Origin of the sequence: Desulfofundulus sp., assembly GCF_049701015.1 — a bacterium.
Classification (GTDB): domain Bacteria; phylum Bacillota; class Desulfotomaculia; order Desulfotomaculales; family Desulfovirgulaceae; genus Desulfofundulus.
Genome location: NZ_JBNATZ010000003.1, coordinates 1 through 25,009, shown reverse-complemented (window position 1 = coordinate 25,009; position 25,009 = coordinate 1). Strand labels below are relative to the sequence as shown.

The 25,009-nt window shown below is 51.3% G+C and carries 21 protein-coding genes, 5 tRNA genes and 1 other annotated feature; of the genes, 21 read left to right on the top strand and 5 right to left on the bottom strand.

Annotation, left to right across the window (positions count from 1 at the left end; translation table 11 throughout):
* The coding region (locus ACPLUI_RS00570; protein WP_424658320.1) for a long-chain fatty acid--CoA ligase at window positions 1-1,532 on the top strand (1,532 nt) is incomplete at its 5' end.
* 103 nt (window positions 1,533-1,635) lie between these two features.
* Here the strand turns inward: ACPLUI_RS00570 and ACPLUI_RS00565 are convergent.
* Window positions 1,636-2,604, bottom strand: a complete 969-nt coding sequence (locus tag ACPLUI_RS00565; protein ID WP_424658319.1) for an NAD(P)H-dependent flavin oxidoreductase — start codon at window positions 2,602-2,604, stop codon at window positions 1,636-1,638.
* Between the two features lie 86 nt (window positions 2,605-2,690).
* Window positions 2,691-3,425: an enoyl-CoA hydratase/isomerase family protein gene (locus ACPLUI_RS00560; protein WP_424658318.1), complete on the bottom strand. Its 735-nt coding sequence runs from the start codon at window positions 3,423-3,425 to the stop codon at window positions 2,691-2,693.
* Window positions 3,426-3,721: 296 nt separating this feature from the next.
* On the opposite strand from ACPLUI_RS00560, the gene ACPLUI_RS00555 reads away from it, so the two are divergent.
* The 10 genes from ACPLUI_RS00555 to serS all read left to right on the top strand — a co-directional run bounded on the left by ACPLUI_RS00555 (window position 3,722) and on the right by serS (window position 14,628).
* Window positions 3,722-4,474, top strand: coding sequence for an ATP-binding protein (locus ACPLUI_RS00555; RefSeq protein WP_424658317.1), 753 nt, complete (start codon window positions 3,722-3,724; stop codon window positions 4,472-4,474).
* Window positions 4,475-4,488: 14 nt separating this feature from the next.
* Window positions 4,489-4,758 (top strand): 4Fe-4S dicluster domain-containing protein, encoded by a 270-nt coding sequence (locus ACPLUI_RS00550; protein ID WP_424658316.1) that lies wholly within the window; start codon window positions 4,489-4,491, stop codon window positions 4,756-4,758.
* Window positions 4,758-5,327 carry a hypothetical protein gene (locus tag ACPLUI_RS00545; RefSeq protein WP_424658315.1) on the top strand — a complete coding sequence of 190 codons (570 nt, stop codon included), beginning with the start codon at window positions 4,758-4,760 and terminating at the stop codon, window positions 5,325-5,327. The genes ACPLUI_RS00550 and ACPLUI_RS00545 overlap by 1 nt, the downstream gene beginning before the upstream one ends.
* Window positions 5,328-5,803: 476 nt before the next feature.
* Complete coding sequence (locus tag ACPLUI_RS00540; protein ID WP_424658314.1) at window positions 5,804-7,738, top strand: sigma 54-interacting transcriptional regulator; 1,935 nt, start codon at window positions 5,804-5,806, stop codon at window positions 7,736-7,738.
* Window positions 7,739-7,972: 234 nt separating this feature from the next.
* Window positions 7,973-8,857 carry a pyridoxal 5'-phosphate synthase lyase subunit PdxS gene (pdxS, locus tag ACPLUI_RS00535; RefSeq protein WP_424658328.1) on the top strand — a complete coding sequence of 295 codons (885 nt, stop codon included), beginning with the start codon at window positions 7,973-7,975 and terminating at the stop codon, window positions 8,855-8,857.
* A gap of 30 nt (window positions 8,858-8,887) precedes the next feature.
* Window positions 8,888-9,451 (top strand): pyridoxal 5'-phosphate synthase glutaminase subunit PdxT, encoded by a 564-nt coding sequence (gene pdxT, locus ACPLUI_RS00530; RefSeq protein ID WP_424658313.1) that lies wholly within the window; start codon window positions 8,888-8,890, stop codon window positions 9,449-9,451.
* 92 nt (window positions 9,452-9,543) lie between these two features.
* Window positions 9,544-9,771, top strand: a binding site (T-box leader).
* A gap of 69 nt (window positions 9,772-9,840) precedes the next feature.
* On the top strand, window positions 9,841-10,992 hold the full coding sequence (locus tag ACPLUI_RS00525; RefSeq protein ID WP_424658312.1) for a pyridoxal-phosphate-dependent aminotransferase family protein: 1,152 nt from the start codon (window positions 9,841-9,843) through the stop codon (window positions 10,990-10,992).
* Complete coding sequence (gene serA, locus ACPLUI_RS00520) at window positions 10,993-12,576, top strand: phosphoglycerate dehydrogenase (RefSeq protein ID WP_424658311.1); 1,584 nt, start codon at window positions 10,993-10,995, stop codon at window positions 12,574-12,576.
* A gap of 41 nt (window positions 12,577-12,617) precedes the next feature.
* Entirely contained in the window at window positions 12,618-13,262 is a 645-nt protein-coding gene (locus tag ACPLUI_RS00515; protein WP_424658310.1) for a histidine phosphatase family protein, read from the top strand.
* Window positions 13,263-13,356: 94 nt separating this feature from the next.
* The gene (gene serS, locus ACPLUI_RS00510; protein ID WP_424658309.1) at window positions 13,357-14,628 is read left to right on the top strand and encodes a serine--tRNA ligase; all 1,272 of its coding nucleotides are present in this window, start codon (window positions 13,357-13,359) and stop codon (window positions 14,626-14,628) included.
* A gap of 83 nt (window positions 14,629-14,711) precedes the next feature.
* On the opposite strand, the gene ACPLUI_RS00505 is transcribed toward serS, so the two are convergent.
* On the bottom strand, window positions 14,712-15,146 hold the full coding sequence (locus ACPLUI_RS00505) for an Hsp20/alpha crystallin family protein (RefSeq protein WP_424658308.1): 435 nt from the start codon (window positions 15,144-15,146) through the stop codon (window positions 14,712-14,714).
* Window positions 15,147-15,588: 442 nt separating this feature from the next.
* On the opposite strand from ACPLUI_RS00505, the gene ACPLUI_RS00500 reads away from it, so the two are divergent.
* The 4 genes from ACPLUI_RS00500 to ACPLUI_RS00485 all read left to right on the top strand — a co-directional run bounded on the left by ACPLUI_RS00500 (window position 15,589) and on the right by ACPLUI_RS00485 (window position 16,188).
* Window positions 15,589-15,678: transfer RNA gene (locus tag ACPLUI_RS00500), tRNA-Ser, on the top strand.
* Between the two features lie 17 nt (window positions 15,679-15,695).
* A tRNA-Ser gene (locus ACPLUI_RS00495) sits at window positions 15,696-15,790 on the top strand.
* Window positions 15,791-15,909: 119 nt separating this feature from the next.
* Window positions 15,910-15,986: transfer RNA gene (locus ACPLUI_RS00490), tRNA-Arg, on the top strand.
* Window positions 15,987-16,111: 125 nt separating this feature from the next.
* Window positions 16,112-16,188 (top strand) — tRNA-Arg (locus ACPLUI_RS00485).
* A gap of 292 nt (window positions 16,189-16,480) precedes the next feature.
* Here the strand turns inward: ACPLUI_RS00485 and mtaB are convergent.
* A complete protein-coding gene (gene mtaB, locus ACPLUI_RS00480) occupies window positions 16,481-17,833 on the bottom strand; it encodes a tRNA (N(6)-L-threonylcarbamoyladenosine(37)-C(2))-methylthiotransferase MtaB (protein WP_424658307.1) in 1,353 nt (450 codons plus the stop codon).
* 230 nt (window positions 17,834-18,063) lie between these two features.
* On the opposite strand from mtaB, the gene tadA reads away from it, so the two are divergent.
* The 3 genes from tadA to ACPLUI_RS00465 all read left to right on the top strand — a co-directional run bounded on the left by tadA (window position 18,064) and on the right by ACPLUI_RS00465 (window position 19,178).
* On the top strand, window positions 18,064-18,537 hold the full coding sequence (gene tadA / locus ACPLUI_RS00475) for a tRNA adenosine(34) deaminase TadA (protein ID WP_424658306.1): 474 nt from the start codon (window positions 18,064-18,066) through the stop codon (window positions 18,535-18,537).
* A gap of 7 nt (window positions 18,538-18,544) precedes the next feature.
* A tRNA-Ser gene (locus ACPLUI_RS00470) sits at window positions 18,545-18,637 on the top strand.
* A 166-nt stretch (window positions 18,638-18,803) separates the two neighbouring features.
* Complete coding sequence (locus tag ACPLUI_RS00465; protein ID WP_424658305.1) at window positions 18,804-19,178, top strand: DUF1992 domain-containing protein; 375 nt, start codon at window positions 18,804-18,806, stop codon at window positions 19,176-19,178.
* A gap of 175 nt (window positions 19,179-19,353) precedes the next feature.
* Here the strand turns inward: ACPLUI_RS00465 and ACPLUI_RS00460 are convergent, their stop codons facing one another.
* Window positions 19,354-20,136 (bottom strand): HD domain-containing protein, encoded by a 783-nt coding sequence (locus tag ACPLUI_RS00460; protein ID WP_424658304.1) that lies wholly within the window; start codon window positions 20,134-20,136, stop codon window positions 19,354-19,356.
* A gap of 291 nt (window positions 20,137-20,427) precedes the next feature.
* On the opposite strand from ACPLUI_RS00460, the gene ACPLUI_RS00455 reads away from it, so the two are divergent.
* The 3 genes from ACPLUI_RS00455 to ACPLUI_RS00445 are packed head-to-tail and all read left to right on the top strand — an operon-like array spanning window position 20,428 to window position 24,923.
* Window positions 20,428-20,976 carry a 4Fe-4S dicluster domain-containing protein gene (locus ACPLUI_RS00455; protein ID WP_424658303.1) on the top strand — a complete coding sequence of 183 codons (549 nt, stop codon included), beginning with the start codon at window positions 20,428-20,430 and terminating at the stop codon, window positions 20,974-20,976.
* A gap of 13 nt (window positions 20,977-20,989) precedes the next feature.
* Window positions 20,990-21,841 carry a CoB--CoM heterodisulfide reductase iron-sulfur subunit B family protein gene (locus tag ACPLUI_RS00450; RefSeq protein WP_424658302.1) on the top strand — a complete coding sequence of 284 codons (852 nt, stop codon included), beginning with the start codon at window positions 20,990-20,992 and terminating at the stop codon, window positions 21,839-21,841.
* A 43-nt stretch (window positions 21,842-21,884) separates the two neighbouring features.
* Window positions 21,885-24,923 carry an FAD-dependent oxidoreductase gene (locus ACPLUI_RS00445; protein ID WP_424658327.1) on the top strand — a complete coding sequence of 1,013 codons (3,039 nt, stop codon included), beginning with the start codon at window positions 21,885-21,887 and terminating at the stop codon, window positions 24,921-24,923.
* Window positions 24,924-25,009 lie beyond the last annotated feature (86 nt).

The following is a 25,009-nucleotide window of genomic DNA, read 5'->3' as shown; positions in this document are numbered from 1 at the left end:
CAGGGATATTCAGGTATACCTATGGCGATATGTATAAAAGGGTTTGTAAACTGGCGCATGTCTTGAAAAAAATGGGCATTCAGCAAGGAGACAGGGTCGCTTCTTTTGCCTGGAACAACCACCGTCACCTGGAGTTGTATTTTGCCGTGCCCTGTTATGGCGCTGTGTTGAATACCGTAAACATTCGTTTGTTCCGGGATCACCTTATTCACTGCATCAATTTTGCCGAAAATAAAGTTATGTTTATCGATGAAGATCTTGTCCCTGTGATTGAAGACATCCAGGGGGAACTCCATACTGTTCAAGCCTATGTGATTATGACCGATAAAGCAGTGTTGCCCCGGACCACCCTGTACCCGGTATATTCCTATGAAGAATTGATCAAAAACGAGCCTGACGAATATGACTTCCCTTACCTGGATGAATGGTCTCCCGCCATCATGGCTTATACCACCGCGACCACTGGCTTCCCGAAAGGTGTCGTTTATACCCACCGGGGCCTTTATGTCCACACTCTGTCTATTTTAGTGGGTGAATACGCGGCACGTGAAAGGGACGTTTGTATGCCCATTGTGCCCATGTTTCACGTTAACGCCTGGTGCAGGCCGTTTGCGGATACGCTGGTGGGGGCCAAACAGGTCTTGCCGGGGAGCAGACCGACTCCCAAAGATTTCTGCGAATTAATTCATCAGGAAAGAGTTACCTACAGTGCGGGTGTACCGACCATCTGGATGGGTATTCTGAATCACGTGCTGGAGAACCCGGGCAAGTATGATTTCAGCTGTGTGAGATGTTTTATTTCAGGCGGAGCTCCTATGCCGGCCAAGCTTACAGAAGATTATGAAAAGAAACTGGGGATCACCCTTTATCAGGGTTACGGGCAGACGGAAACCACACCTGTAACGCTGCTGTGCTTCCCCAAGAGCTATTTGGAAAATCTGCCTGAACCGGACAAATACATTCTGAGGACGAAAACCGGCCTGTTGATGCCCGGGCTGGAAATGAGGGTGGTCAATGAGAAAGGCGAAGAGGTCAAGCATGATGGAAAGGAAATGGGGGAACTGCTCTTAAAAGGTCCCTGGGTAATAAAGGAGTACTACAAGGATCCTGAAAAGACCAGGGAAGCGTTCGTGGACGGCTGGTTCAGGACGGGCGACATCGTTACCGTTGATGAAGAGGGTTACGTACAGGTAGTCGACCGGACCAAAGATTTAATTAAGAGCGGCGGCGAGTGGATCTCCTCGGTGGACCTGGAGAACCACCTGATGGGGCACCCTGCCGTGGCGGAGGCGGCTGTAATCGCCATACCCCATGAAAAATGGCAGGAAAGGCCGCTGGCGTGCGTGGTGCTGAAACCGGAAGCCAGGGGCAAAGTGAGCAAGGAAGAGTTGAAGGAATTTTTGCAGGGGAAAGTCGCCCGCTGGTGGTTGCCCGACGACATTGTTTTTATTGATGAGATCCCCAAGACCAGCGTTGGTAAATTTTCTAAACGGGTTTTAAGACAGCTCTATCAGGAGGGGAAATTACAATAAATCTCTCGCCTTTTTCTAAAAGAGCCGGTATTAAATAGCATTCCAGTACCGATTTATAGTAAATGCCCTGGTCCTGACAGCAGCAGGACCAGGGCATCAGCTCTCAGGCCCATATTTTTTGAAGGCGTGTGAGTACCGCTTCGGCACTACCGACTATTTCTTCTATGACCTCCTTTACTGTTTTTATTTCGTTAATAAGGCCAACGCACTGGCCCATGGCAAAGGTGCCTCCTTCGATGTCCCCTTCAAACAGTGCGCGGCGGCCCACCCTGCCGCTGATCACAGTTAACAATTCCTCCAGGCTGGCACCGCGCGTTTCCATTTCCAGCACTTTTTCCGCGGCGGAGTTCTTGATTACCCGGGCAGCGTTCCGGATAGAGCGCTGAATTATCGTGGTATCCGTTTCCCGGGCCTGAACCATCCATTCCTTGAATTTCGGGTGAGCCGGGCATTCTTTTGTGGCTATAAACCTGGTCCCCATCACTACGCCTTCGGCACCCAGGGCCAGTGCTGCTACAAAACCCCGTGCGTCTGCTATGCCGCCCCCGGCAATAACAGGGATAGATACGCTGTCCACGGCTTTAGGTACCAGTATTAAAGTAGTTACATCGTCCATACCCGGGTGGCCCCCGCACTCAAATCCAACGATAATCACCGCATCCGCTCCTATCCGCTCAGCCTTTTGAGCGAAACGGACCGCAGGTACCTTATGGAGGAGCTTGATCCCCGCCTGTTTCAAGAAGGGGACAAATTCCTCGGGACTCCGTCCCGAAGTTTCCACTACCGGTACCTTTTCTTCAATTACCGCCTCGATGTACGCGGGGGTTTTATCTTTGGGGCCTACTTCGGGCAGCATCGAAATGTTCACACCAAACGGTTTATCAGTCAGTTCCCTGGTTTTACGAATTTCTCTTACCAGGTCCTGCTTGGTCTCGTGCGTGGCGGCCGTTATTACGCCCAGGCCCCCGGCATTGGAAACGGCGGCCGCAAGTTCCGCCCGTGACAGCCACTGCATTCCACCCTGGATAATTGGATACTTGATGCCCAAAAGTTCAGTTATTCTGGTTTTCATAAACCAAATACCTCCCGTTTTTTTGTGATTAAAAATCTTAAATCTTATAAAACCCTGGTTACACGTACTGTTTACTCCCGCAGCACTTATTCCCCACCAAAGGTTTTCCGGACAGCTTCCATAAAATCTCTTGCGTCATGTTGTACGGCGGTGTAAAAATCGGTGTCCAGGTGGCGGTAAAGCATTTCCCTGGTCATTCTAACGGCATGTTCTTTTTTTGAGGCCAGGTTTCTGGCGATTTCCATGGCTGCAGGCATCAGCTCATCATCAGGAACGACCCGGCTAACCAGGCCCATTTCCAGCGCCTCACGTGCCTTGATGGTACGGGCGGTAAGACAAAGTTCCATGGCACGGCCCAGCCCGATAATCCTTGGTAGCATATAGGGGCTGGCGAACTCTGGCACCAACCCCAGGTGCGTAAACCGGAAGCACATTGTGGCACTTTCCGCAGCAATACGGATGTCACACAAAAGCGTAATGGTTATGCCCATGCCTACAGCTGCCCCGTTAATGGCGGCGATGATCGGTTTCTTGAACTCCCGCATCAGGGTGATCTGTTGACTCGCCCCGCCTTCGTTGAGGGAGGACTCAAAGCTGGATACACCTTTACTGAAGGATTTTAAGTCAGTACCCGAGCTGAATGCAGGTGGAGCCCCGGTTAATATGACAACCCTGATGGAGTCGTCATTGTTAACTCTTTTTAAAATCTCCAGATATTCCGTATGCATCTGCCGGTTCCAGGCGTTTCGCACCTCCGGGCGGTTCATGGTGAGTACCAGGATAGAATCCCTGACATCGTACAAAAAGCATTCAAGTTTCACGTGGAACACCCCTCTTTGTTCAAAATCTTAACGCATCTTGTTTTAAAAATGAACCGATGTGCCAGTAAATTCTTGTAATTTGCGAAATAAGGGAAATTGCCCCCCATGTAACAAGCAATAATGCTGCCACCTGTCCCTTTGCAGGGAGAAGATAGCGAACCGCTCTGGCCGTGATCTTGCATTAGACCTGACTGTATTTTTAAAAAACTCTGGGGGTGTTATCTGTGTGCCAAACTTGTGTGCAGCACGGTGACGGTGGCAAGTGGTACTTCAATACCAATAACTATGCACAGAAAATGTACAAACTGCGTAAGAAAGAAGTGCAGCGCAAGGGTGCGGAAGCCAATCCGCAGACCATGGCCGAGGATTTGATCCGGGAAGCGATTGAGGCCAGAGCCTTGAATCCCGCAAACTTCCCCATGTTGAAGAAGAGAGCTGAACAGTTAAGCCTGGCGGTCCATTTTGGCCAGGTGGTTACGCTGCAGGAGGTCCAGGCCATCATGGACATCGCCTACCCCATTGCCAAAATGACCTGTGCCTGCCGGCGGCAGGTGCGGGGCTTGAAGGATAAGGACAACTTTTACTGTATGGGCCTGGGCGTAGGGATGTTTAAGTGGGAGCGCTGGCCGGAAACTTACCGGGGCGGTGTGGAATTTGTAACTCCTCAGGAAGCCAAGGAGTGGCTGGCTGAGATCAACAAAAAGGGCATGGTGCATACTTTCTGGACTTTTGGCACCCCGTACATTGGTGGTATATGCAATTGTGAATACCCGGTCTGTCTCGGGATAAGGAACCGCCTGGATTTCGACATTCACGTCCTGCGCAAAGGGGAGCACTATGCTGTGGTGAACCAGGACTTGTGTTCGGGTTGCGGCCGCTGTGTAGAGCGTTGCCAGTTTGGAGCCGTAAAAATAGAAGTATCCCGTTCCAGGGCTACCATAGATGCGTTAAAATGTTTCGGCTGCGGCCTCTGCCAGACAACTTGCAAGAACAACGCCATTACTCTGGTCGACCGCAATACATCACCTGTTACGGCCAGCGTGTGGTAGGGAGGGATTGGTGCGTGATTATACCGGTCATCAGCATTGACAGGGAGAAATGTGCTTCACCACTGGATTGCGCCGCCTGCCTCAAGTATTGCCCGCAGGCAGTTTTTAAGGCCAGGCCGGGTAGAGTGTATAAATTCCGGGAAACACCGGAGCAGGAATATGTTATAACTGCTCCTTACTGGCCGGCCTGTACCGGTTGCCGTGAATGTGTCCGGAGGTGCCCGGCTGGTGCCATCACGGTTACTTACAGAGAAATAACAGATGGCGGGGAGGTGTGCGATTGATGGCCAGGGTTTACCCCGAGTATGATTACGACCTGGCGGATGAGATTATATCGGGCTTGCAGGAATTTGCTGTGCAGAGGTGGCTTGATAGCCTGGTTGGACAACTGAAGGGAGAAAGCGAAAGTAAAAAAGCTGCTCCTGATATCCAGTTACTGCGGTCTTACGCACGGGACTTGATGAAGAAGGCAATCGAAATGGGTAATAAATATAAGGACCGGACCGCAGAAGTAATGGAAGCCGTAGCGGCCAGGACGGGTATCTACTTCCCATGTCTGCCGCAGCGCTACCTGGAGATCTGCATGCTGGCGACACGGCCGGAAGATAAGTGGAAGATCAACGAAGCCAATCCGGCCCGATTTGTTTTCACGGTGAGCGAATGCACGTTGCGCCGGGCCTTGCAGGAAAGGTACGAAAGTGACCCGTCCTGCCGGGAGCTTTGCCTGACCATGCTTTCCACCCTCTTTGAGGAACTGGGCATGGAGGTGGAGATTGAACTGGAACAGGACCCGGCTGGTAATAAGGGCTGCCGTTTCGTTTCCCTTTATAAAGGGATGAACAGGAATATTTGAAAGACTTGAAGACGGTTTCAAGGTGAAATATTCCTGTTCTGTAGCGGATAATTGATTCTGGGCAGCGGGATTAAAAGGGGTTTGCAGCCCCTTTTTATCGCGTGTGGTGACGAATGTACTTTGATGTCGGGTTTCAAGTAGCTGAGGGGTGAGAGGGGACGCACCGGATGTTTCGCTGGTTAACCTGGCTGGTTTCAATTTGGAACATCCCGCCCCTATTTTATGTACCTGACTATTCAGACTGCTTTAATATAGCTGAGAATTCCGACTGATTTACGACCTGTTCCAATAATTATAAATCTATGGCATAAGATTTGCTTTTGCCTGCCATAAATAGAATTCCCCGGGGATGAGAAGAGGTCATCGGCAGGGGATTGGCTGCCTGAAGGCGAAATGAGACACGAGCCTTTCCCCCAATCATAAAGAATTTTGCCAAAAGATACCGTACATGGACTTTTGTTAAGGGAAGAATTCGTATGAGCGGGCAGAAGATCGGTATAATTTCTCCCTACCCGGAGTTCAGCGATGTGGCCAAACAGCTGGCCAGGGAAATGAAGCTGGATGTTATCATCCGGCATGGCCTGCTGGGTAAAGCTGTTGATATAGTGCAGGAATGGGAAAGAAAGGGTAAGGTAGAAATTGTAATAGCCAGAGGGGAAACTGCCGCTACCTTAAAGAAGCATGTAACAATACCTGTTGTGGCGGTGGAAATAACCAGCTTTGATATAGCCGAAGCGATATGCCGGGCGAAGTCTGTGGGTACGGAAATCGCCCTGCTTGATTATGAGCGCCTGCCGCAAAGGTTTGATTACGACAGGATTGCCGGGATTGTGGGAGCGGAATTTAAAACGTTCCTGTACCGGGATGAAGAGCAGCTGGACGAAATTCTCCAGCAGGTTTCCCGGCAAAAGATAGACGTAGTGGTCTGTACGGGGGTCTTTGCGTTCAAAAAAACCGGTGAACGTGGTTTCAGATCTGTGCTGGTACACAACAGCCGGGAGTTTATCTACGATGCAATGAAAAAAGCTTGTGATATATTGCGGGTCCGTCTGAGAGACCTGCGTCTGTGCAGGTCATTGCAGACCATATTAAATAATGCTTACGACGGTGTACTGGCGGCAGAAAAGGGTGAGGTGACCATTTTCAACCCGGTGGCAGAAAAGACTACCGGCATGAGGGCTGCCGATGTAATTGGCAGACCTGTAGTGGAAGTCTGCCGGATTAATGCTACTTTCCGGGCGTTGTACGGCGATGGGAAGGACGTCACCGGACAGATTTTGTATTTGGGGGATCTGCCCCTGGTGGTGAGTCGTGTTAACGTAATGCTCGGCCGAAACCACCAGGGTGTAATAGTAACCTTCCAGGCTGCGGAGAAAATACGTCGCATGGAGGCCAAAATCAGGCAGGAATTGAATAACAAGGGGCTGGTTGCGAAATTCAGGTTCAGTGATATAATAGGCCGGAGCATCATGATTCAGGAAACTATCCGGGAAGCCAGGCAATATGCCCGCTCGGATGCGGCCGTCTTAATTACCGGAGAAAGTGGTACCGGCAAAGAATTGTTTGCCCAGAGCATGCACAATGAAAGTAACCGCCGGGAAGGTCCCTTTGTGGCGGTGAACTGTGCTGCGTTGCCGGAAAACCTGCTGGAAAGCGAATTATTCGGGTACGATGAAGGGGCCTTTACAGGAGCACGCAAAGGAGGTAAGCAGGGTCTGTTCACCCTGGCCCACGGTGGGACTATTTTCCTGGACGAGATAGGGGAATTGAGCCTTAACCTGCAGGCCAAGCTTTTACGTGTGCTGCAGGAGAAAGTGGTCATGCCGGTAGGCGGGCAAAAAGTTATGCCAGTAGATGTGAGGGTGATCAGCGCAACGAATCAGGATCTTACTGCGGCCATAAACGAAGGACGCTTCCGGGCGGATCTGTATTTCAGGCTAAATGTGCTGAATCTTCATGTCCCACCTCTGCGTGAAAGACTGGAAGATGTGCCCGAGCTTTTCAGGTACTTCCTGGAACGTCTGGGCGGCCCGGACAGTATGAAGTCGTTCAACATTAACGACGATTTACTGGAAGCATTGAAAAATTATATGTGGCCCGGTAACGTAAGAGAGCTGGAAGGGTTCGTGGAAAGATACGTTGCCCTGGGAGAAGAGAATATTAATACCCATGTCACCTTCTATAAGTTATTACAGAAACTGACAAGCGGAGCTGCCGGTGAGGTGGCCAGGAATAATGGGAACCAGTTGACCATCGAGCTGGGGAGCTTGCCTTATATGGAAAAACAGATCCTGACCCAGGCGAGTAAATTGATCCGGGGGAGCAGGAATGAAATGGCAAAGGTGCTTGGCATCAGCCGCACTACATTATGGAAAAAATTGAAGGAATTAAACATTGAGGTAACCAAGTGAAAGGGGTAAGAGGAACGTCTCCTGAACTATGCACCGGACCGCCATTTGCTCAGGTTTCGCAAGTCTGCCTCCGGAAATCTCTTGCTTGCCAGTGCGGGGCGGCACGGAGCAACCCTTTTCCGGTAAGGTGGCTCTGAAATCTTTCCACTACCCCTGTTGTACTTGTTTTTACAACAAAAGTCAGTTAAAATAATGGAGTACAAAATTGAAAAGTGGCGATTGGGGGAAGTGGAAGTGGCGGAAAAGGGAACGTGGACCGTGAAAAAAGGTCTGGCGGAGATGCTCAAAGGCGGCGTGATTATGGACGTAACCACACCGGAGCAGGCTAAAATTGCCGAGGAAGCCGGTGCTTGCGCTGTAATGGCACTGGAGCGGGTGCCCGCAGACATCCGCGCAGCCGGTGGAGTGGCACGTATGGCCGACCCCTCGGTTATTCTGCGCATTATGGATGCTGTAACCATTCCGGTCATGGCGAAGGTGCGCATCGGTCATTTTGTAGAGGCTCAGATTCTGGAACAATTGGGTGTGGATTACATAGATGAAAGTGAAGTGCTTACTCCGGCTGACGAACAGCATCACATTGACAAGCATAAGTTTAAGGTGCCTTTTGTCTGTGGTGCCCGTAATCTGGGTGAAGCCCTCCGGCGCATTGCTGAAGGTGCCGCGATGATCCGTACCAAAGGGGAACCGGGTACCGGCAATGTTGTTGAGGCTGTCCGCCACATGCGTATCATGATGTCCGAGATACGCCGGGTGCAGAACATGCCCCGGGAGGAACTGATGGCTCTGGCCAAGGAGATGGGGGCGCCGTACGAGTTGTTGCTCCAGGTGGCCGAGCAGGGCCGTCTGCCCGTAGTGAATTTTGCTGCCGGCGGTATCGCAACTCCGGCGGACGCGGCCCTGATGATGCAGCTGGGTGCCGACGGCATATTTGTGGGGTCGGGCATTTTCAAATCCAAGAACCCGTCGGCCCGTGCCCGGGCTATCGTGGCAGCTACCACCCATTACAATGACCCGCAGGTCCTGGCCGAGGTATCCAAAGATCTGGGTGAAGCCATGCCCGGACTGGAGATTGCCACCATTGCTCCCGAGCACAGAATGCAGGACCGCGGCTGGTAACTAAGCATACGGGAAGGAAGTATATTCATCATGTTAATCGGAGTACTGGCCCTTCAAGGAGCCTTCCGGGAGCACCAGGAAATGCTTGCCTCCCTGGGGGTGGAGTCCCGTCAGGTGCGCAAACCGGAGCAGCTGGAGGGTATAAATGGTCTGATCATCCCCGGTGGGGAGAGTACCACCATGGGCAAGCTGCTTAACGACTACCATTTATTTGAACCAATTCGCCAGAGAGCGCTGGAGGGGATGCCTGTTTTCGGCACCTGTGCGGGACTTATTTTGATGGCCCGGGAGATTATTGGTTCCGTACAGCCCCGGCTGGGCTTGATGGATATGGTCGTGGAAAGAAATGCCTTCGGCCGGCAGGTAGAAAGCTTTGAGGTGGATCTGGGAGTGCCCGTCCTGGGTGAAAAGCCACTGCGGGCGGTTTTTATCCGCGCCCCCTATATTGTATCTACAGGTCCGGGGGTTGAAGTGCTGGCCAGGTACGGTGATAAAATTGTGCTGGCCCGGCAGGGTCAGTTTCTGGCCTGTGCTTTTCACCCCGAACTGACCGATGATAGCCGCCTGCACCGTCTGTTCCTGGAGTGCTGCTAACTGCTTGAGAAAAGCTGATATTTAGGGGTTGCCAAAAAACGCAGCCTGTAGTATTATTCTACTTAGTATTATTTTAAACAGGTCCAAAATATAAAAACCCGATGCAGGGGTAGAGTAGCCGGAAGGGCCTTTACAGAGAGCCGGTGGTTGCTGCGAACCGGTAAGGTGTCCGGTGAAAGAGCTCCCCGAAGGGGACCTGCTGAAAACAGAAGTAGGCAGGTACGGGCAGTTCCCGTTATCACAATCGAGAGGGCAGGTAAGTGGGTTAATCTTGCCTGTCAAGTAGGGTGGCACCGCGGGAGTAACCTCTCGTCCCTGCTGGTTACAACCAGCATGGACGGGAGGTTTAATTTTTCAAGCCAAAATTCAAGTAAGGGGAGAGGTAGACCATGCAGGAGAAACAGTATCTCATGATTCCGGGCCCGACACCTGTACCTCCGTCTGTAGTTGCGGCCATGTCCCGTCCCATGATCGGTCACCGCAGTGAAGATTTTGCTGCGCTGCACCGGCGGATCCAGGAAAAAATCCAGCAGGTGTTTCAAACATCCCGGGAAGTTTTCATCCTGACCAATTCCGGCACCGGGGGGCTGGAAACAGCCGTTGCCAACGTTATTTCCCCCGGGGACCGTGTTCTGGCTTTAATTACCGGCAACTTCGGCGAGAGGTTCGCCAATATCGCCAGGGCCTACGGAGCTGAAGTGGACGAAGTGAATTTTGGCTGGGGCAACCCTGTTGACCTTCAGGTGGTGAAGGAGAAGCTGGCCCGGGACCAGGGCTATAAGGCCGTCCTGGCGACCCAGAACGAAACATCCACCGGAGTGCTCAACGACATAGCCGGTATCGGTGCTCTGGTGGCTGAAACACCCGCTCTGCTGCTGGTCGATGGTGTCAGCGGTGTGGGTGGCATTGAAATCAAGATGGACGAATGGCATGTAGACATTCTTATTACCGCATCACAAAAAGCCATGATGTTGCCTCCCGGCCTGGCCATGATCGGGGTGAGTTCCAGGGCATGGGCGGTGATTGAAGAAAACCGTTCACCTCGCTTTTACTTCAGCCTCCCTGCGGCCAGGAAGGCCCTGGCAAAGTGGAACACCGCTTACACGCCCAATGTGGCACTGTTCTTCGGGCTGGACGCGGCCCTGGACATGATGCTTGCCGAAGGCCTGGAAAATGTTTACCGCCGTCATCTCCTGCTCTCCAGGGCCACCAGGGAAGCTGTCAAAGCACTGGGCCTGTCACTCCTGGCACCGGATCACTGTGCATCGCCTACGGTGACGGCTGTTTACAGTCCTGACGGAATTCCAGCCGACGATCTGCGGAAAGTGCTGAAGCAGGAATTTGGCATCACCTTTGCCGGGGGGCAGGGGATCCTCAAAGGGAAAATCTTCCGTATTGCTCATATGGGTTACGCCGGCAAAATGGATGTCCTCATTGCCGTCAGCGGACTGGAGATGGCTCTGGCCAGGCTGGGTTACCCGGTGGAACTGGGCAGGGGTGTCAGGGCCGCGCAGGAAGTATTTCTTAGGGGGGAGCTGTAAATGTACAGGGTACTGGTGATGGACGGCGTGGCGGAGGAAGGGCTGGTACCGCTACGCCGGGAAGAAGATATAGAAGTAGTGATAGGCCGGAAAATGACAGAAGATGAGCTGGTGGAGGTCATTCCGGAGTTTGACGCTCTGATCGTGCGCAGCGCCACCAGGGTTACCCGCCGGGTGATCGAGGCCGGCGTGAATCTCCAGGTTATCGGCCGTGCAGGCGTGGGGGTGGACAACATCGACCTGGAGGCCGCTACCACCCGGGGTATACTGGTGGTCAACGCTCCCGACGGTAATACTATCGCTGCCACCGAACATACCATCGCCATGATGCTGGCCCTGGCCCGCAATATCCCCCAGGCCGTGGCCAGGCTAAAGGAAGGGGTCTGGGACAAGAAAGCCTTTCTGGGGGTGGAATTGAGGGACAAGACCCTGGGCATTGTCGGCCTGGGAAGAATTGGTTCGGCGGTAGCCAAAAGGGCACAGGCCCTGGAAATGAACGTGATAGCGTACGACCCTTATATCACCGAGGAGAAGGCATCGTCCCTGGCCGTGGAACTTGTACCTCTGGAAGAGCTGTTCCGGCGTTCTGATTTCATTACCGTGCACCTGCCGAAGACCAGGGAGTCATACCACATGATTGATGAGCAGGCCTTTGGCATGATGAAGGACGGGGTGCGGATCATCAACTGCGCCCGTGGCGGGATCGTCGACGAGGAGGCCCTGTACCGGGCCATGCTTTCCGGCAAGGTGGCCGGGGCGGCACTGGATGTTTTTGAAAAGGAGCCCTGCACCGATAGTCCCCTGTTCTCCCTGCCAAACTTCATAGCCACCCCGCACCTGGGAGCATCTACCCGGGAGGCGCAGCTTCACGTGGCCCTGGATGTGGCCGAGGAGATCGTAGCAGCCCTGAGGGGCAGGCTGGTTAAGAATGCGGTCAACATCCCATCCATGAACCCGCAGGTGCTTTCCGCCGTAAGGCCCTACCTGGGACTGGCGGAAAAATTGGGTAAACTACAGGCCCAGCTGGTGACCGGGCGCATCCGTAAAATAGAAGTGATTTACAGCGGGGAACTGGCCAAACAGGAAGTGAGCCCCATTACCACTGCTGTGGTCAAGGGGCTTCTGGACCCCATCCTGCAGCAAACCGTGAACTTTGTAAACGCTCCTGTCCTGGCGAAAAACCGGGGTATTCAGGTTTTTCAGGCAGTTGATGGTGAAGCGGAAGGATATGCAAGCCTGATTACCGTAAAAGTTTATTCGGATAAGGTAGAAAAAAGTGTAGCCGGGACTCTTTTTGGCAAGGAAGACCCCCGTATTGTAATGATAGACGGCTACCGTATTGATGTTATCCCCAGTGGCTACCTTCTTTATGTACCTCACATCGATAAGCCCCGTATTATCGGTCCCGTGGGGGTGCTCATCGGCGAGCATGACATCAACATCGCCGCCATGCAGGTGGGGCGCAAACAGACAGGAGGCCGGGCAGTGATGATGCTTTCGGTGGATGCACCTGTGCCTGAGGAAACCCTGGCCGAGATTGCCAGGATTGACGGGGTGCTTGACGTGAAAATGGTGCACCTCTAAGCCGGCTTTTTGAGGCCCTATGGCAGGGGGGTGGCAGGTACTTGAAAGAAACGTATATTATCCTTGCAAGACACGGCGTAACGGAGTGGAACCGCATTTCCCGCTACCAGGGCCGCCTGGATGCTCCTCTGAGCCAGGAGGGAATGGAGCAATCCAGGTTACTGGCAAGGGCCCTGTCGGCGCTGCCCATCAAAGCGGTTTATACCAGCCCCCTTTCCCGGGCCCGGATATGTGCCGGGATGGTGGCCGCACAGCACGGCCTGGTGGTCACCCCTTTGCCTGGTCTCATAGAGATTTGTCATGGCGAGTGGGAAGGGCTGTTGCTTTCCGAGGTGGAGGTGCGCTACGCCGAACTGGTCAGGCAATGGCGCACCTGCCCCTATACGGTGCGGATGCCTGGAGGAGAATCCCTGGCCGAGGTGGAGGAGCGGTCCTGGGCGGCACTGGAGTTCATGGCGGCAGCGCACCCCGGCGAGATCAGCCTGGCCGTGACTCACGATACGCCCATCCGTACCATCCTGCGGCGGGTCCTCAACCTGGACCAGGCGGTCTTCTGGCAGATAAAACTGGATAATACGGGTATCAATGTCCTTGGCTGCCGCCAGGGCCGCTGGCGGGTCGTCGTCCTTAACGACACCTGCCACCTGGGAGGGTGGCTCAAGGCCGGGGAGCAGCTGGCCTTATGATTGTTCCCAAAAAATCCTTAAAGTGCTCCACGTGAGATTTAAAGGCAAAAAAGGAAATACTATCAGTGGAGATTAATCTGGGGGTAAAAAGCTGATGCTGGATTTAAAATTTGTACGTAGCAAGCCGGAAGTAGTCAAGGACGCACTCGAAAAGCGCGGCGCGGGATTGAGTCTGGAGCCTTTTCTGGAACTCGAGCAAAAGCGCCGGGAAAAGCTTGTGGTAGTGGAGCAGTTGAAAAATAAGCGCAATGTGGTTTCCGAGGAAATCGGTCGGCGCAAAAAAGCCGGGGAAGATGCAGAAGAAATGGTGCAGGAAATGCGCCAGGTATCCGCGCGCATTAAAGAGCTGGACGAGGAAATCCGGGATCTCGAAGAACAGATTCAGGTTACGCTATTGAATATCCCTAATATTCCGCATGAAAGCGTACCGGTAGGCAGGGATGCGGCGGACAACATGGAAGTGCGCCGCTGGGGCGAACCCCGCCAGTTTGACTTTCCCCCCAGGGCGCACTGGGAACTGGGCGAAGCACTCGACATTATTGATTTTGAACGGGGGGCGAAAGTAGCAGGCGCACGCTTTTCCTTCTATAAAGGAATCGGTGCCCGGCTGGAGCGGGCGGTCATCAACTTCATGCTGGACCTCCATACCAGGGAACACGGTTACGTAGAAGTTTTCCCGCCCTTTATCGTCAACGGGGACAGCATGATAGGTACGGGTCAGCTGCCCAAATTTGCTGAAGACATGTTCAAATTGGAGGGAAAAAATTTTTATCTCATCCCTACCGCCGAGGTGCCTGTTACCAACCTTTACCGCGATGAAATCCTTCCGGGCGAACGCCTGCCCATTTATCACTGCGCGTACAGTGCCTGTTTCCGGGCTGAAGCTGGAGCGGCGGGCCGGGACACACGGGGCTTGATCCGGCAGCACCAGTTCAACAAGGTGGAGCTGGTGAAGTTCACCCGTCCGGAGGATTCCTACGCTGAACTGGAGAAACTTACTGCTGATGCCGAGCGGGTCTTGCAGCTTTTGGGCCTCCCCTACCGGGTGGTCTGCCTGTGCACCGGCGACCTGGGCTTTGCGTCCGCAAAAACATACGATCTGGAGGTATGGCTGCCCAGTTATCAGGAATACAAGGAAATTTCCTCCTGCAGCAACTTTGAAGACTTCCAGGCCCGCCGGGCAAATATCCGGTTTAAAGAGGGGCGGGGGAAGCCCCAGTTCGTGCATACCCTCAACGGCTCCGGGCTGGCGGTGGGCCGCACGGTGGCGGCCATCCTTGAAAATTACCAGCAGGCCGACGGCAGTGTGGTGATTCCGGAAGTGCTGGTACCTTACATGGGCGGGGTTACCAGGATTGAACCGTAATAATGCTGAGGAAGTTCACCGCTTAAAAAAACGGGTGCCCGTTTGCGGAGCACCCTTAACTTCATGTCTATTGAGCCTCGATGCTATTGAATTTCGATGTCGATAACTTTCCCACGGATGGATTCTTTCAGGGGGAGGGCGATTTTGAGGACACCGTCTTCAAACCGGGCTTCCAGGTCTTTATCGGTTATCTCCCCCACCTGTTCAGGCAAGAGGAAGCTCTTCTGGAAACGCCCGTACCTTCTTTCCATCCGCAGGTAGTTATCATCATCAATGGTTACATCCTTTTTGATTTCTCCTTTAACAATCAGCCTGTTGTCTTCGATGCGTGCTTTGAGATCCTCTTTCTTTAGACCGGGCAGCTCAATTTCATAATAAAGTTTACCGTCTTTTTCATAGATGTCGGTACGGCCGTACCCGGTCCACAAGCCAAGTTCACTGTCGATATTATCAAGCAGACTTCCAATATTGGAAATCAGCCTGAAGGGCTCTTCCCAGAGTTTTGGCAGTAAAGTCATAGCTTGTCACCTCCTGCGGAAGACATTGTCAAGATTACTGCCAGGGTCAAAGCGTTACAGTCCGTGCTTGAATCTTTAATCCTGAAGGGCGGTGCCCGGCAAAGGCTTTGATAGAAGAGCCATGGACATCACTCCCCTACCAAAGTTTTTGTTAGCACTCTCTTATGGTGAGTGCTAATTACACTTTTATTTTAAAAACCTGGAAATGGTGGTTGTCAATGTGGTTAATAGCCAGAATTTAATCGTTCGAAGCAATGATTAGTAATTGTAGCAAAGTAACTCCATTTTACTTTCAATATTCAGTATTTATGGGACATTTTGCTTTCGGATGCGATAAACATCTCTTTCATGCTGACGGATTTTACCCGCTCACGGACGGGTGACATGCGGTTGACAGACGGTGGTTCCTGTGTTATACTTTAATCTGCACCGGGCATAAGCTGGAGGGGTGTCCGAGTGGTTTAAGGAGGCGGTCTTGAAAACCGTTGGGCCGTTACCGGTCCCGTGGGTTCGAATCCCACTCCCTCCGCCAGTATGGTTAAATCTCGTGGAGAGCTGGCCGAGTAGGTCGAAGGCGCTCGCCTGCTAAGCGAGTAGACGGTTATAAAACTGTCTCGAGGGTTCGAATCCCTCGCTCTCCGCCAAAATGGATGGTGTGCCTGCGGGCACACCATCCATGTGTCCGGTGGAAGTATGGTCTTGACTTTTGTCTCCCCCTCTGATACAATTACACTTGCCAGTGTTCAGGGCCATGTTGTTATGTGTGCCTGTAGCTCAATTGGATAGAGCATCTGACTACGGATCAGAAGGTTGGGGGTTCGAGTCCCTCCAGGCACGCCATTGAATTTAAAATCAGCAGATAAAGAGCCCTGATGCATTCATCACTTACTGGAAGGTACACAAACAGTAAGTGCAGTTTTTGCCGGGGTTTTCCCGGCAAAAATAGTTATTACGATTTGCAATGTGCGCCCGTAGCTCAGGAGGACAGAGCAGCGGTTTCCTAAACCGCGTGTCGGGGGTTCGAGTCCCTCCGGGCGCACCATAGAAAAGGAGCCTCAAGGGTTTGAGGGTGTTTCGATAAATACGGATTCTGCAGAAAGGCCATTTGGGGAGCAATTTGGGAGCAAGGCCACTCTCCAGACCAACCAGCACAAGCGAAAGGGACAGGTGTCATGCCTGTCCTTTATCTTTGGGTTTGGCTGTTATGGCTGCTTTTCCTTTATGCCCAAATACTCTTTCAGGGCATTTTGGAGTAAGTGAGAGAAATTCACATTATGTTCCCGGGCTAAATCATCAAGCCATTTAGGTATGGTCAACGTCTTGGTGTAAGTGACTTAATGAGCTTCCGGTCCTTTTCTTGTTGCGGTTCCGGCGGGTCCTTCCAGACTTGTATAACCCTCCACGCCCCATGAGCTGGCACTCCTGATTCTTACTGGCACCAGGAAACCTTTCTTCAATTCGGGATCGAGGACCGGGAAACGTACTTTTACGTAATGCTCTGAAAAACCTTCCCCATGATTTTCATCTATTTTTTCCACCAGTACCTGTACCTCTTTGCCTACCAGCTGCCTGTTAAAACGCAGGGATAGCTCTTCATCCAGTGCGCGCAGTTCCCGGACCCTTCTCTTTTTTACGTCTGGGGCAACCTGATCGGGATAGCTCGCAGCTTCAGTGCCCGGCCGGGGGGAATAGGGGAAGACGTGTACATGGCTTAAAGCCAGCCTCTCGACCAAACGCATGGTCTGCCGGTGGTCTTCTTCTGTTTCACCGGGAAAGCCCACGATCAGGTCGCTCCAGATGGAAAGGCCGGGCATCAGTTCTTTTGCCTGTTGTACCAGCCGGGCAAAGTCTGCACTTGTGTACCGGCGGCCCATCCTTCGGAGAATGCGGTCCGAGCCGCTTTGCAGGGGCAGGTACAGGAAGGGGCATATTTTTTGTGCCCAGGCTATGGTTTCTAAAAAATCAGTGCTGATATCCATCGGCTCTATGTAGCTCAAGCGCAGGCGAAAGGGGTAGGCTAGAGAATCCAGCTCTTTAATCAGACGGGCCAGATTCCACCCGGGGAAGTCCTTGCCATAAGTCCCCAGGTGGGTGCCGGCCAGGACGATCTCCCGGCAGCCCTTATCCAGAAAATGTTTGACCCGGGCGATCACTTTTTCCGGGGCCAGACTGCGGGGTAGCCCCCGGGCCTTGCGGACAATGCAATAGGTACAGGATTCATCACAGCCCTCCTGGATTTTGAGCACCGGCCGGGTGCGTCCATAATTGCCGGTGAGAGGAAAATCTTCAAATTCTTCACCGGGTTCGTGTTCCACAATGATTACCTCCTGCTCCCGGTGATTTTCAGACAGGTGGCGGGCAATGATGTCCGGGAGCCGGGACCTGCCGGTGGTGCCGATGATAATGTCCACCAGAGGCAGCCTTTCTTTTATTTCCTTCCAGTACACCTGCGGGTAGCAGCCCGCCAGAACCACCAGGGAACGTGGATTTTCCTTTTTAGCCTGGCTGGCCAGGCGGCGTGCTTCTGCGGCAGCAGACTGGGTGACCACGCAGCTGTTGATGATGTAGATATCGGCAATGTCGTCGGCAGGGACAAAGCCGGCTTCTTTCATGGCCAGTTCGAGTGCCCGGCCTTCATACTGGTTCACCGGGCAACCGAGAGTTTTAACCTTGAAAGTATAAGGCAACGAAGTTCCCTCCAGGTTTCTCTTGTGTACAATAAAGTGCCGGTGTCCACCTAATTATACCACGGTGTTTATGCATCATCATAATACGGCCGCAGCCGGTTTTCGTAAAAGTATCTGTCTGGTGATTGACAGGGACCTGGTGAGGTGGGTTGCCAAGGGTGCGTCCTCTATGTTAAAATAACACAGGCTGGTGGCTGCAGGTTCGGGCATCTCCGATTGAGGAGGGGTGTTTGACGGATCACTGTCGCTACATGCTGGAGGCCCTGGTTGAAGCACAAAAAGCTTACGAAATGGGTGAGGTCCCCATCGGTGCCGTAGTGGTGCTGGGAGACAGGATCATCGGCCGGGGTCATAACCTCCGGGAAACGCTGAAAGATAGTACGGCCCACGCAGAAATCCTGGCCATGCGTGAAGCAGCCCGGTACCTGGGAGATTGGAGGCTGCTGGACACCATCCTTTACAGCACCATTGAACCCTGTCCGATGTGTGCCGGTGCTCTGGTTCAGTTCAGGGTGAAAACGCTGGTTTACGGGGCGCGGGATCCGAAGGCGGGGGCGGTGGATTCGATAATAGATGTGGTACGGGAACCCAGGTTTAATCACCAGGTGGAGGTTATCCCGGGTGTCCTGGCTGATGAATGTGCGGCAATCATTCAGCGTTTTTTCCGTGAGTTGAGACAAAAAGACAGGCAGCGAGAAGGTTGAGGTTTGTGGAGAGATGGCCGAGTGGTTGAAGGCGCTCGACTCGAAATCGAGTAGGCTGCCAAAAGCGGTCTCGTGGGTTCGAATCCCACTCTCTCCGCCAGGTTTCATAATTACCAGGGGGTTTTGCCTTTGATGGTGAAACCCCTTGATTCTTGTTGCAACCCAAATACAGCACGGCAGTTGAAGAAGCGTGCTTTCTAAAATAGAATTTACGGGCTTCCTTAAATTATCTTGTTTCTGGCATAATGGTAAGGGGAGGGTGAAGGATGGACGTGGTGGCTATGATAGCCGAGAACAAGATCCGGGAAGCCATGGAAAATGGTGAGTTCGAAAACCTGCCTGGTAAAGGAAAACCCCTGCATCTGGAAGATCTTTCTGCCGTTCCCGAGGAACTCCGGGCCTCTTATCTGGTATTGAAAAATGCCGGGGTGTTGCCCCCGGAGCTCGAGCTACACAAGGAGATCATGTCCCTGAAAAAGCTGATCAATTTTTGTTACTGCGAAGAAGAGAAAGAAGAAATGACCAGAAAACTGAACGAAAAAATATTAAGGTTCAACCTGCTCATGGAAAGGAGAGGCATGAACGCTGCTGTAAGCTATTACAAGGACAGGATATACCGGAAACTGGGAGGGCGGGTTTAGTCCGGGTCCGGTTTTGATCGGCAGGGTTTTCTAACCCAAACCCTCTCAAGTGCTTGTCAGGCAATGAGTAGGTTTTGTAACTGGTAAAATGGGATGATTGGAAGGAGTGTGGACCCGTACAAAGATCGGGTCCACATAGTGAGCCGTATCTTTCCCTGTAAGAATCCGGCTCGTTTTACCGGGCCAGCTTTCGGGTTATGTAATCCCTCAAATGGCCGTAAACCTTTTGAATATCCCCGGTTTCTGGCAGGCAGGAGACAATTTTTTCTATGTAGCCGTTCCTGGTAACCTCCGAGAAAGAATAGGGAAAATTGAGGTCGTAAACCCAGGAAAGCATGAGCAGTTTGCGGTCATTTAAATTTTTCATGTCGTCGTAATGGCATAATTCCCCTTCCATTAAATTCCGGATCAGGACCTCTGAATATCCCGGTGTATCGGGGAGTCCGGAGATTTGCTCCTGCCCCGGCTCATGAGTGCGGGATAGAGACCTGGTAAACATATCTAGAATATCCAGCTTATCTGCGTCCCGGATCAGCTTGCTAAACAAAGAAAGACGCTCCGGTAAGTCCGGCGGCAACGTGCGAAGATTATGATACTCAATAGCCTTCACAAGCAAATTTCTTTCTTCTTCTGTCAGGGTATTAAGTGTTCCGCTCCGTTCCAGTTCGCGAATTCCCAGGAGTGCATGGTTTTCCGAACGCCGGTCATTAAAAGTTTGATAGAGGGCGAACTGTTTGAAACGACCTATGTCATGCAGCAGGGCGATGGTTTCAGCCAGGTAAAGGTCTCCAGTTCCCAGGTTTAAAGAGTCTGCGATACGCAAAATTTTTTCGCAGACTCTTCTGGTATGTTCCTCTTTGAGCCTGATTCCTGCCTGAACGTCGGGATCATCATGGTAAAAACACTTGACGTACTGGTTAAACCAGTCCTTTAAAGCATGAAGCTGCTCTACTTGCAAAGTTGTACCTCCTCTAAAAATGGTTTTAGTTATCGCTAAATTGCCAAAAGTCAAACTTATAACCAGCAAATTAAAGCGGATTCCTGGTGATTATTAAAATACTTTTTAGGATTTTCAAAGTCTATATTTTATATTAAAATTGGGGTTGATTGATATCTAATTACAAAACACTTAGTCATATGTTTGAAACACCTTTTCAAAATCAGTATTGAAACTGGCACAATTATATTATATTATATCTACAATAAAGTGAAATTTGAATAGTTTGTCATTATAGTCGGGGTGAAAAAGATGATAAGTTTATCCGATTTAGATGAAAGTTTTTTTTCGTATGTTCAAGAAAAAAGCGGCCAACCTATCGAGCTTTGTTTTCAGTGCCAGAAATGTACCTCTGGATGCCCGATGGCTGAACTCAGTGATTACTATCCAAATCAGGTCATCAGAATGATCCGGTTCGGGTTGAGGGAACGTGTTCTGGAGAGCAAAGCCATCTGGCTTTGTTTAAGCTGTGAAGCCTGTTCTGTACGTTGCCCCAATGGTATTCATATTCCTGCGGTCATGGACGTTTTAAGGACCATGGCCGTAACAGGTGAGTCTTTACGGGTACAAGAAAAGGATCCCATTTTTCACAGAATCTTTTTGGATTCCGTAAAAAGCAATGGACGGGTACATGAATTAATGCTGATGGTGAAATATAAGTTGAAAACGGGTGATGTGTTTTCCGACATTCCTATAGGTTTGAAAATGTTCCGGAAAGGAAAACTACCCCTAATTAGTAAAGGGGTTAAAAACAAGACGGTGATACGAAAAATCTTTGACAAAATAGAAAAAAATGGTTAAGGGAGAGGGAAAAGTGAAATTCTTTTACTATCCCGGTTGTTCTTTGGAGGCTACCGCGAAAGAATACGATCATTCGGTACGTTCAGTATGCCAGAACCTGGGGATTGAGCTTGTGGAGAGCGAAGATTGGTGCTGTTGTGGTTCCAGTGCTGCACACAGTTTGAACAAGCTCCTTTCCATTGCTCTCCCCGCACATAATATTGCTCTTGCTCAAAAAGCAGGAGCTGATATAGTCGCCCCCTGTTCGGCGTGTTTTAACCGTTTAAAGAGAGCTGACAAGGTTTTGCGTGAAGACGGGGAGATACGCCAGAGAGTGGAAGAAACAGTTGAATTTAAATACACCGGGACAATTAATGTATATTCCCTGCTGGAAGCCCTTGTCAGTATCTACGGTTTGGATAAGATCGCTGCTCGCGTGAAAAAACCCTTAAACGGCATGAAAGTAGTTTGCTACTACGGTTGCATGCTGGTTAGACCCCCCGAGGTAACCAATTTCGACCGGCCGGAAAACCCCCAATCTATGGATAATCTCATGAAAAAACTCGGTGCCGAGGTCAAGATGTGGTCCTATAAGACAGAATGTTGCGGTGCCCACCAGGGTGTCGTTAACGAGAAGTTAACCACCAGGTTGGTGGGTAACTTGCTGGAAATGGCTATGGAGGCTGGGGCGCAGGCGCTGGTTACCAGTTGTCCCTTGTGCCAGGCTAACATAGAGATGCGCAGGAATCAGGTACAAGATCTCCCCTCTTTCTATTTTACAGAGCTCATCGAAATTGCCCTGGGGGTTCCAGTTGAGAAAATTTGGTTCAAGAAGCATCTCGTTAATCCATTACCATTACTTCAATCTCTTAACCTGGCCAGTTAATTGTTAATTTTAAAATATGGAGGGTAATATTTTGTCAGGGATCATGAAAAATAATCCAGTCGGTGCTGTAATGGTGCTGGGCGGCGGAATCAGCGGTATTCAGTCGGCACTGGATCTCGCTGAGGCGGGCTTTAAGGTTTACATCGTAGAGAAGTCGCCTGCTATAGGCGGAACTATGCCCATGCTGGATAAAACGTTCCCTACCAACGACTGCTCCATGTGTATTCTTTCTCCTAAACTGGTAGAGTGTGGTCGGCACAGGAACATCGAAATTCTTACTCAAGCAGAAGTTGTCGACCTTCGCGGGGTGCCCGGAAATTTTACCGTTACTGTCAAGAAATATCCCCGTTACGTGGACGTGACTAAGTGCCTGGGTTGTGGTGCTTGTGCCGAGGAATGCCCTGAGGAAGTGCCCAGTGAATTTAATCAGGGATTAGGAGTACGTAAAGCTATTTATAAACCATATGCCCAGGCTTTTCCTAACGCTTACGTAATCGATAAAGAACATTGCCTGGAATGCATGGCCTGTGTAGACGCCTGCCCTGCAGGGGCGATTGACCACGAGATGTCCGAAGAGACACTGGAGGTATCCGTGGGCGCTATAGTCGTTTGCCCGGGGTTTAAACTGTTTGACCCACAGCTACGCGGGGAATTCGGCTATGGTGATTACGCCAACGTAATTACCAGTCTACAGTTTGAACGGATGTTAAGTGCCTCCGGCCCTTACCACGGACATCTACAACGGCCTTCCGATGGGGCCAAACCGAAAAAGATCGCCTTCATCCAGTGTGTCGGTTCCCGGGATGTAGCACTGCAAAACGGTTACTGTTCCGGTGTTTGTTGCATGTATGCCACCAAAGAAGCGATCATTGCCAAAGAACACGAACCGGAGCTGGAAGTAACCATTTTTTATATCGACCTGCGTGCTTATGGTAAAGACTTCGAGAAATATTATAGACGTGCTGAAAAAGACTACAATGTTCGTTACGTCCGCTGCATGATCTCTTCGGTTAAAGAGCTACAGCAAACGAAGAACCTGCGTATCAGATATTGCAACGAAAACGGGGAGATCCTCCAGGAAGATTTCGACATGGTTGTGCTTTCCGCAGGTCTCAAGCCCGGGGTGGACACCCGGGAGTTATGTAATATCCTGGGTGTAGATGTAAACGCATATGGTTTCTGTAAACTGGAAGAATTGAGCGGAGTTGTAACCACCAGGCCGGGTATTTATGTCGCTGGCGCCTTCAGTGGTCCCAGGGATATTCCTGAGACAGTTATGCAAGCCAGCGCTGCGGCGGCAAGTGTGTCAACGCTCCTTGCTCCCGCGCGCAACACCCTGGTCGAGGAAAAAACCTATCCTGAAGAAAAAGTTGTCAGTGGCGAAGAACCGCGTATCGGTGTGTTCGTTTGTCATTGCGGCATTAACATCGGCAGTGTGGTAAATGTTCCGGCAGTAGTGGAAGCGGCTAAAGAGCTCCCTTACGTCGTGCATACACAGGACTACCTGTACGCCTGTTCCCAGGATAGCCAGACAGCAATTAAAGAAATAATTGCCCAGAAGGGCTTGAACCGCGTGGTGGTAGCGTCCTGTAGCCCGCGTACGCACCGTCCTCTTTTCCAGGAGACCCTGCGCGAAGCAGGATTGAACCGCCATCTGTTTGAAATGGCTAACATCCGGGACCAGTGCTCCTGGGTACACATGAACGAACCTGAAAAGGCTACGGAAAAAGCAATTGACCTGGTTAAGGCCGCAGTTGGCAAGGCTGCACTGCTAAAGCCCGTTAAACAGCACGAGACAACTGTTACAAAGACGGCACTGGTCATTGGAGGTGGAGTAGCCGGCCTTACCGCTGCCTTGGAAATTGCCAACCAGGGTTTCCGGGTGGAGGTGGTAGAGAAAAGCGGGCAGCTGGGTGGTATGGCTGCTAATATATGGCGTGGCTTCCAGGGAGAAAACATCCCGAGCTTTTTGGAAAAGTTAATTAGTCAGGTTCAAAATCACCCCCTCATCAACGTGTCCCTTCGTGAGGAAATAGTTGATGTTTCGGGTCATACCGGCAATTTCACGAGCGTCTTACGTTCCGGGCGGGAGATTAAACACGGCGTTATCATTGTTGCTACTGGTGGCGATGAATATAAGCCAGTTGAATATCTATACGGGGAAGATGAGCGGGTTGTAACTCAGCTTGAACTGGAAAAGTTGCTAAGAGACGATCAAACGCGGGAAAAAGTTCGTAATCTCAAAAATGTTGTATTTATCCAGTGTGTTGGTTCGCGTGAGGAAGAACGTCCTTACTGCAGCAGGATTTGCTGCGGAAAAACAATGAAACTTGCCCTGTTGCTGAAAGATTTGAACCCTGCTTTGAGAATCTTTGTTCTCTATCGTGACATTAGGACATATAGCTTCCTGGAAGATTTATATCGCCAGGCACGCCAGCGCGGAGTTATTTTCATCCGTTATACAGCTGAGCAAAAACCACTGGTCAGGAAAGTCGGGTTAAACGGTACTGCAAGATTGCGCGTGACCCTGCAAGATCCAGTTATAAGGGAAGAAGTGGAAATAGACACGGAGCTTCTTGTTCTTGCGCCGGCTATCCTGGCCCAGGAAGAAAACAAAAGGATATCACAATTATACAAGCTCCCCTTAAATCCAGACGGGTTCTTTTTAGAGGCGCACATGAAACTAAGACCTGTTGATTTTCCAGCCGAAGGCATTTACATGTGCGGTCTCGCACACGGCCCCAAAAGTCTTGAAGAAAGTATTGCCCAGGCCAGGGCGGCGGCGGGACGGGCAACCATTATTTTGAGCCGTGACAAGCTGGAAACAAAAGGGGTAACAGCTGTTGTCATCCCCGATAAGTGTGCGGCATGTCTGACTTGCGTGCGTCTCTGCCCCTTTAATGCTCCGCGTATCAATCCTCAAACTCACAAGGCGGAAATTGAAGCAGTCCAATGTCAAGGGTGTGGTACCTGTGCAGGGGAATGTCCGAACAAAGCTATTATTCTGCAAGGTTACGCAGATGAGCAGCAGATGGGTGCCATAAGTGGTATTTTCGATAGAATATCAGGTACCAGGCAATAAACAGAAACAGACGCCGGATATGGCGTCTGTTTACTTGTGCGCCCGGCATGGGCGTTAACTTGGTGGTGAAAGTCCACTGCAGGCGA